This is a genomic window from Enterobacter cloacae complex sp. BZL2005 (genome assembly GCF_049238885.1).
GTDB lineage: Bacteria > Pseudomonadota > Gammaproteobacteria > Enterobacterales > Enterobacteriaceae > Enterobacter > Enterobacter roggenkampii.
Genome location: NZ_JBMKGI010000044.1, coordinates 1 through 1202, shown reverse-complemented (window position 1 = coordinate 1202; position 1202 = coordinate 1). Strand labels below are relative to the sequence as shown.

At 52.7% G+C, this 1202-nt stretch carries 1 protein-coding gene; it reads left to right on the top strand.

The annotated features are described in order from the left end of the window. The first annotated feature begins 71 nt into the window (after positions 1–71). Complete coding sequence (locus tag ACOTXI_RS24215) at positions 72–1052, top strand: IS5-like element IS5 family transposase (RefSeq protein WP_000019402.1); 981 nt, start codon at positions 72–74, stop codon at positions 1050–1052. The last annotated feature ends 150 nt before the right edge of the window (positions 1053–1202 follow it).

Here is a 1202-nt window from a genome sequence, read left to right as displayed (position 1 = left end):
TAAGGAAGGTGCGAACAAGTCCCTGATATGAGATCATGTTTGTCATCTGGAGCCATGGAACAGGGTTCATCATGAGTCATCAACTTACCTTCGCCGACAGTGAATTCAGCAGTAAGCGCCGTCAGACCAGAAAAGAGATTTTCTTGTCCCGCATGGAGCAGATTCTGCCATGGCAAAACATGGTGGAAGTCATCGAGCCGTTTTACCCCAAGGCTGGTAATGGCCGGCGACCTTATCCGCTGGAAACCATGCTACGCATTCACTGCATGCAGCATTGGTACAACCTGAGCGATGGCGCGATGGAAGATGCTCTGTACGAAATCGCCTCCATGCGTCTGTTTGCCCGGTTATCCCTGGATAGCGCCTTGCCTGACCGCACCACCATCATGAATTTCCGCCACCTGCTGGAGCAGCATCAACTGGCCCGCCAATTGTTCAAGACCATCAATCGCTGGCTGGCCGAAGCAGGCGTCATGATGACTCAAGGCACCTTGGTCGATGCCACCATCATTGAGGCACCCAGCTCGACCAAGAACAAAGAGCAGCAACGCGATCCGGAGATGCATCAGACCAAGAAAGGCAATCAATGGCACTTTGGCATGAAGGCCCACATTGGTGTCGATGCCAAGAGTGGCCTGACCCACAGCCTAGTCACCACCGCGGCCAACGAGCATGACCTCAATCAGCTGGGTAATCTGCTGCATGGAGAGGAGCAATTTGTCTCAGCCGATGCCGGCTACCAAGGGGCGCCACAGCGCGAGGAGCTGGCCGAGGTGGATGTGGACTGGCTGATCGCCGAGCGCCCCGGCAAGGTAAGAACCTTGAAACAGCATCCACGCAAGAACAAAACGGCCATCAACATCGAATACATGAAAGCCAGCATCCGGGCCAAGGTGGAGCACCCATTTCGCATCATCAAGCGACAGTTCGGCTTCGTGAAAGCCAGATACAAGGGGTTGCTGAAAAACGATAACCAACTGGCGATGTTATTCACGCTGGCCAACCTGTTTCGGGCGGACCAAATGATACGTCAGTGGGAGAGATCTCACTAAAAACTGGGGATAACGCCTTAAATGGCGAAGAAACGGTCTAAATAGGCTGATTCAAGGCATTTACGGGAGAAAAAATCGGCTCAAACATGAAGAAATGAAATGACTGAGTCAGCCGAGAAGAATTTCCCCGCTTATTCGCACCTTCCTTAA